The organism is Collinsella aerofaciens (assembly GCF_040915425.1).
Lineage (GTDB): Bacteria > Actinomycetota > Coriobacteriia > Coriobacteriales > Coriobacteriaceae > Collinsella > Collinsella aerofaciens_BW.
Genome location: NZ_JBCPDN010000089.1, coordinates 1 through 6,924, shown reverse-complemented (window position 1 = coordinate 6,924; position 6,924 = coordinate 1). Strand labels below are relative to the sequence as shown.

The window sequence follows — 6,924 nt, the reverse complement described above, 5'->3', positions numbered from 1 at the left end:
AAAGGATCACCTGGTCATCGTCTGTCCGGTGGGGTCAACCCACCGGTAGACTCCTACCTTTAGCCCCCTCCTGTTCCGTGCGCGGGAGGGGGCGCTCTTGTGTTCCGGCGTTTTACCAAACGCCGGAACCACTCGACGCTGCAAGCCCGCCAGAGCGGCAATCTGACGTTCAATCGTCGGGCATGGCCAAAAGGCCCATGCCCTCCTCTTTCACGTCACTTTGCTCGCTCTGGTGGGCTTTCGCTCATATGACCCAATCCGCTGTCAAGAGCCACAATGGCCCCGCCGACCGCTTGCAATCGGTCGGCGGGGCCTGCCGTTGAACCCGTCCCGGTCCGCCCCCGGCATGTCGTCGACGCCTTCGGCTCAGTCTCATATCCGCGGATACCGTTCTGTCGGCCCGCACTCCATTCCTTCGGCGGGGCTCCCCAAGTCTGACTACGCGCATGCGGCCGCTGCCGCGCGCCCAGCGAAAGCGGGGGTATCCCCGAAGGCTGCCCGGCTCGCCGGGACGGGGGCTATGTCTATTCGGTTGCCTCCCGGCACATCGCGCCGAGGGCCCACAGCCACCTCACGAGCTCGGCGGCGGTGGCGGCGTTCGCCTTCGCCTGGGGCATGCCCCTGGCGAGCATCTCCTCGCGGCGCCGGAGCAGGCGCTCGGAACCCTTCCTCCCGTGCATCCTTACCTCGAGGGGGACGCCGGAGCCCTTGGGCATCAGCTTCGGTTGGTGGCTCGCTTGGACGTAGCTCCAGGACCCCTCGACCGCCAGCCTCCTGACGAGCGCGTTGCCGGCCCCGCTGATCCCGCCGAGGCGCACGGAGTCCGCGCTCGACCTCTGCTTCGGGGCGAGGCCGAAGTAGGCCGTCACCTGCCTGCCGGAGCGGAACCTCGAGAAGTCGCCGACCTCGGCCGCGAAGGCGGCGGCGAGCGCGAACCCGCACCCCTTGATCGACTGGAGCGCCTCGACCTCGGCCGAGAGGGGGCCCGCCGCGACGGCGGCCCTGTATTCGGCGAGGACGGCCTCCCTCGTCTCGTCGGCCGCCTCGACCTCGCTCCTCAGCGCCGCAAGCGCCCGGATGCCGCCGTCGTCGGCGGGGTGTATGCCGTCGAGCCACCTGAGGAAGCCGTACGTCCAGTACCTCCGGGGGTTGCCGGCCGGCGTCGTGCCGCCGTAGGCGTAGCCGCGGCGGGCGAGGAACGCCAGGAGCCGCTGCTTCGCCGCCGCGAGCCTCGCGGTCGCCGCGTCGTGGGCCCCGGCGAGGTCCCTGAGCCCCTCGATCTCGGGGGACGGCACCCATACCGGGGAGACGTCGTGCGACAGTATCGCCTTGGCCATCCTGGCCGCGTCGTTGCGGTCGTTCTTGGACGAGAGGTCGGCCGCCGACCTCGGGACCCTGGAGACGGCCGCGACGACGCAGTCGACGCCGAGCCCGGAGAGCTCCCTCTGCGGGGCGAAGCCGAGGTAGCCGCTCTCGTAGGCGGCGAGCGACGGGCCGGGGAAGCCCGACATCCACTCCGCGACCTCGCCCCACGGGTTGCCGCGGAACCTCCTCGTCACGGCCTCGCCCGTCTCCGCGTCGAGCGCGCAGACGGTGGTGGACCTGAGGTGTACGTCCATTCCGAAGGCGGTAGAATATCTAGGCACGGGAGCCTCCCAACCTCGTTGCGGCGCGGCTGCGCCTCTGGCACTTCAACAACATTGTCGCAGCCCCGACCCGCGGTCACGAGCGGGGGCTCCTGTCGTTTCCGTGCCCCTGGATTGGGTCATAGTGTCTGACTTATGCTCAACCTGCGGCGTTGCCATTGTTGGTGCTGAGTGACTTGTCCCCCGTCCCAAATGATCTACCCCGGGTCCCCGGTGGTTGCGGTGGGCGTGTTTGGTTGGTGCCAGTTGATTGCTTGGGCGTTGGGGAGGGTCTGCTCCGTTATAATCGCCTAGAACATTAATTGGAAACGGGACGGGAGCCATATATGCGCCAGGGTTTCGACAACGCGAAGTATATCGAGCTGCAGGCCGCTCACATTAAGGAGCGCATCTCGCAGTTTGGTGGCAAGCTCTATTTGGAGTTTGGCGGTAAGCTGTTCGATGACTATCATGCGAGCCGCGTGCTGCCGGGTTTTGAACCGGACAGCAAGTTCCGCATGCTCAAGAGCATCGCCGACGATGTCGAGGTTATCATCGCGATCAACGCGAACCACATCGAGAAGAACAAGGCTCGCGGTGACCTGGGCATTACCTATGACGAGGACGTTTTGCGCCTGGTTGACCTGTTCCGCGGCAACGGCTTTGCCGTCGCGGCCGTGGTCATTACCCAGTACGCCGGCCAGCCCGCCGCCGATGTGTTCCGCAACCGCCTGAACGCGCTCGGTATTCCCGCCAAGCTGCACTATCCCATCGAGGGGTATCCGCACGATGTCGATCTGATCGTGTCCGACGATGGCTACGGCAAGAACGAGTTTGTCGAGACCACGCGTCCGCTCGTTGTCGTGACGGCACCCGGCCCCGGCTCGGGCAAGCTCGCTACCTGCCTGTCTCAGCTCTATCACGAGCACAAGCATGGCACGGCCGCCGGCTATGCCAAATTCGAGACCTTCCCGGTTTGGAATCTGCCCCTTACGCATCCGGTCAACATTGCCTACGAGGCCGCCACGGCAGACCTCGACGACGCCAATATCATCGACTCCTTCCACCTTGAGGCCTACAACAAAACCACGGTCAACTATAACCGTGACGTCGAGGCCTTCCCGGTAGTCCGTGCCCTGATGGAAAAGATCTTGGGCAAGAGCCCCTACCAGAGCCCTACGGACATGGGCGTCAATATGGTCGGCTTTGCCATCACCGATGACGATGCCTGCCGCGACGCTTCCAAGATGGAGATCGTCCGTCGCTACTTTACCGCGGTCGAAAATGTGCGCCGTACCGGCGTAGGCGATGAGCAAGTCGACCGTCTCAAGATTATTATGAAGAAAGCCGGCATCGATAAGAACTACTCGCCGGCGCGCTCGGCGGCCCTCACCAGGGAGCAGCTGACGGGTGGTCCCGTGGGTGCCATGGTCATGCCCGATGGCTCCGTGGTGACCGGTAAGACCTCCACGCGCCTGGGCGCCGCAAGTTCGCTCATTATGAACGCCCTCAAGCATGTCTCGGGCGTCGACCTTGAGCTCGAGGTCATTAGCGATGAGGCGATCGAGCCCATCAGCAAGCTCAAGACGCATTTCCTGGGCAGCAAAAACCCGCGCCTCCACACCGACGAGACGCTTATGGCGTTGTCGATCACCTCGGCCACGAGTGAGACGGCCGCTCGCGTCCTTTCGGGCCTGGAGCAGCTGCGCGGTTGCGATGCCTTCTTTAGCGTGATCATCTCGCCGACGGACGAGACGGTACTGCGCAAACTGGGTATCAACGTGTGCTGCGAGCCCAAGTTCGAGCGCCGCGGTTTCTTCCATCGCTAAGTTTGAAGCACCGCGGTAATTGCATTGCATTTTGGCCGTATCGGGTTAGCGCCCGGTACGGCTTTTTGATCAATAAAGCGCCTATTTCGGCGAAAAATAGCCGTTTACCTGCCTAGAAACAATTTGAGCGGTATACAATAACCGTAACTGTTTCATCCTTAGCGGGATGCCGCATGATGGATATTACCTGCCATCGTGAGGTGTGTCGGTCGCGCACGGCGCGTTAGATGCTCGTGCTCGGTTTGAGGAGGCTGCTATGGCGGGCAAGGGTCGTGCGAGTGTCAACGATATGAAGCGTGTCGAGGTGCTGGTGTTGATGGAGATCGACCAGCAAACCGAAGACAATGGCGGACCGTATGGTTTCTCGCGCAAAACGCTTGCCGAGCGCGTGGGGGTTTCGCCGTATCGTGCCCGCGCCGCAATCGATCGCTTGGATTCCGAAGGCATGATCGATGTCGTCTCGCGTTATAGCGACGACGGCGGTCAGCTTGCAAATGGCATTTGCCTCACCGAACGTGGCGAGTGGTATCTTGAGGGCGTCCGTACCGGCATGCTCGTTCAAGAAATGCTTGAGGACGAGGCTGCTGATCGATAGCAGCATGTAACCCTTGCCATAGCGACGCCGCCTGGGAAACCGGGCGGCGTTTTGTTTCAAGATTGAGAAATGCAATCGCACGCGAGAAAAATTGCGAACGGTTCGCGGTGCGAGTATTACAATGAAGACCCGTAAGATGTGGATAAACAACTTCTACGGGAAGCGCAGGTAACTCAATATGACCAAGCATGTGTTCGTAACCGGTGGCGTGGTTTCGTCCCTGGGCAAGGGTATCACCGCGGCCTCGCTGGGCCGTCTGCTCAAGTCGCGTGGCTACAAAGTAACGATGCAGAAAGCCGACCCGTATCTGAACGTCGACCCCGGTACCATGAGCCCCTTCCAGCATGGTGAGGTCTTCGTTACCGAGGATGGTTACGAGTCCGACCTGGACCTGGGTCATTACGAGCGCTTTATTGATGAGAACCTGACCCGCGATTCCAACTTTACGACCGGTGCCATTTACAAAAGCCTAATCGCCCGTGAGCGTCGCGGCGACTTTTTGGGCGGTACCGTGCAGGTGATTCCCCACGTCACCAATGCCATTAAGGACAAGTTCCGCCGCATCGAGGAGCAGACCGGCTCCGATGTAGTCATCACCGAGCTGGGCGGCACGATCGGCGACATCGAGTCCCAACCGTTTGCCGAGGCCATCCGCCAGTACCGCAAGGAGGCCGGCCCCGAGAACGTTTGCTACATCCACGTGTCGCTTGTTCCCTATATCGCCGCCGCCCACGAGGTCAAGACCAAGCCCACGCAGCATTCCGTCAAGGAGCTCCGCAGCTTTGGCATCCAGCCCGATATCATTGTGCTGCGCTCCGACCACCATATCGATGACGCTATCCGCGGAAAGATCGCAAGCTTCTGCGACGTCGACACCGATTGCGTCTTTACCAACGAGGACTGCGCGAGCATTTACGATGTTCCGCAGCTGCTTGCCGAGCAGGACTTTGACCTGCGCATTTGCGAGCGTCTGGGTCTGGACCCGCGTGAGCGCGACATGAGCGAGTGGAACGAGTTCCTGCGCAAACAGAATCACGCCAACCATCACGCCGACAAGGTGAAGATCGCCGTCGTGGGTAAGTACACGCAGCTGCCCGATGCGTACCTGTCGGTTATCGAGGCCCTGCACCATGCGGGCGTCTTCTACGATCGCCATGTGGACGTCCAGCTGGTCGACGGCGAGAGCCTCGACGAGCAGAATGTCTCCGAGGTTCTGGGCGACGCCTCGGGCATCCTGGTCCCTGGCGGCTTTGGCAAGCGCGCCCTGGAGGGCAAGATCCTCGCGGCCGAGTTTGCCCGTGAGCACAAGATTCCGTATCTGGGCATTTGCCTGGGTATGCAGGTCGCCGTGTGCGAGTTCGCCCGCAATGTCGTTGGCCTTGCCGGTGCCAGCTCCTCCGAGTTTGATCCGGACGGTCCGTATAGCGTCATCGATCTGATGAGCTCGCAGGAGGACGTGACCGAGAAGGGCGGCACCATGCGCCTGGGCGCCTATCCGTGCAAGCTCGGCGCCGATACTCTTGCTCGTGAGGCATATGGCGAGGAACTCGTCTACGAGCGTCACCGTCACCGCTTTGAGTTCAACAACGCCTTCCGCGACCAGCTCGAGGACGCCGGTTTGGTTATCTCGGGTCTGTCGCCTGACGAGCGCTTGGTCGAGATGGTCGAGCTGCCGCGCGACGTGCATCCGTGGTATGTGGCAACCCAGGCTCATCCCGAGTTCAAGAGCCGCCCGACCAACCCGCAGCCGCTGTTCCGCGAGTTCGTGCGCGCTTCGATCGGCCAGCACGAGGGTGTCGACCGTCTGCAGGTGACGCCCATGAACCTCGCTACGGACTAAGGGTGCCGGCGAATAAGGAACATACCGAAGCTACTCCCTCGTCGCTCGCCGTGGCGGCGGGGGAGTATCTCGATTACCTCGCGGTCGAGCGGGGCTTGGCGCGCAACACGATTGTGGCCTATCGTCGTGACCTGATGACGTACTGCGCCTATCTGGAGCGGGCGGGTATTGTGTCTTTTGAAGAGGTGACCCGTCAGGTCGTGGAGGGCTTTGTCGCCGATCGCCGCGACGGAGGCTATTCCGACGCCTCGGTGGAGCGCGCGCTCGCTGCCGTGAAGGGCCTGCATGCCTTTTTGGTGCGCGATGGGGCCGTGGCCCAAAACCCGACGGCGGCGTTGCGCCTGCCTAAAAAGGCTGAGCGTTTGCCGGAGTATCTATCGGTGGAGGATGTCTCGGCGCTGCTCGATCAAGACTTCCCCGAGGGCGAGATGGGCTTGCGCGACCATGCCATCTTGGAAGTGCTCTACGGATGCGGTTTGCGTGTGAGCGAGTTGGTGGGGCTCGATGTGGGCGATATCCATATTGACGATGGCTTTGTACTCGTTCGCGGTAAGGGCTCAAAGGAACGCCTGTCCCCGCTGGTGGGAAGCGCGGCGCGAGCTCTGACGCTCTATGTAACTGAGGGGCGTTCTCGCTTGGCGGCCCATGCCCGCGGAACCGAGACCTCGGCGGTCTTTTTAAATAAGAACGGCCGCCGTCTGTCGCGCCAGGGCATCCATGCCATCTGTGAGCGCTACGGGCGCCAGGTGGGGCTGGTGGGACTTCATCCCCATACGCTGCGTCACTCCTTTGCCACCCATATGCTTGCGGGCGGTGCAGACCTCCGTGTGCTGCAGGAGATCTTGGGCCATGCCGATATATCGACCACGCAGGTCTACACGCATGTCGATCGTACGCAACTGACCGAGGTCTATCTGGCGGCGCACCCGCTGGCGCATCGCTAGCACCTCGCTGACCTGCATATTTATAAATATTAAATGGGACGGGCCCCAGATTGCCGAGACGCACTTTTGCGCGCATGGGCAATCTGGGGCC

General features: G+C 62.2%; 5 protein-coding genes. 4 read left to right on the top strand and 1 reads right to left on the bottom strand.

All coding sequences use genetic code 11. The features are described 5' to 3' along the window. Positions 1-524 precede the first annotated feature (524 nt). Entirely contained in the window at positions 525-1,646 is a 1,122-nt protein-coding gene (locus AB5164_RS09515; protein WP_368148038.1) for an IS110 family RNA-guided transposase, read from the bottom strand. Between the two features lie 326 nt (positions 1,647-1,972). Between AB5164_RS09515 and AB5164_RS09510 the strand changes: the two genes are divergently transcribed. The 4 genes from AB5164_RS09510 to xerD all read left to right on the top strand — a co-directional run bounded on the left by AB5164_RS09510 (position 1,973) and on the right by xerD (position 6,833). After that, on the top strand, positions 1,973-3,454 hold the full coding sequence (locus tag AB5164_RS09510) for a DUF1846 domain-containing protein (RefSeq protein WP_006234276.1): 1,482 nt from the start codon (positions 1,973-1,975) through the stop codon (positions 3,452-3,454). A gap of 256 nt (positions 3,455-3,710) precedes the next feature. After that, positions 3,711-4,049, top strand: a complete 339-nt coding sequence (locus tag AB5164_RS09505; protein WP_022094205.1) for a helix-turn-helix domain-containing protein — start codon at positions 3,711-3,713, stop codon at positions 4,047-4,049. A gap of 178 nt (positions 4,050-4,227) precedes the next feature. Then, positions 4,228-5,889: a CTP synthase gene (gene pyrG, locus AB5164_RS09500; RefSeq protein WP_368142613.1), complete on the top strand. Its 1,662-nt coding sequence runs from the start codon at positions 4,228-4,230 to the stop codon at positions 5,887-5,889. A 2-nt stretch (positions 5,890-5,891) separates the two neighbouring features. Next, complete coding sequence (gene xerD, locus AB5164_RS09495) at positions 5,892-6,833, top strand: site-specific tyrosine recombinase XerD (RefSeq protein ID WP_368142614.1); 942 nt, start codon at positions 5,892-5,894, stop codon at positions 6,831-6,833. Positions 6,834-6,924: the final 91 nt, after the last annotated feature.

Coding starts and splice junctions, on each gene's coding strand:
- AB5164_RS09510 (WP_006234276.1), top strand. CDS start 1,973: ATGCGCCAGGGTTTCGACAACGCGAAGTATATCGAGCTGCAGGCCGCT.
- AB5164_RS09505 (WP_022094205.1), top strand. CDS start 3,711: ATGGCGGGCAAGGGTCGTGCGAGTGTCAACGATATGAAGCGTGTCGAG.
- pyrG (WP_368142613.1), top strand. CDS start 4,228: ATGACCAAGCATGTGTTCGTAACCGGTGGCGTGGTTTCGTCCCTGGGC.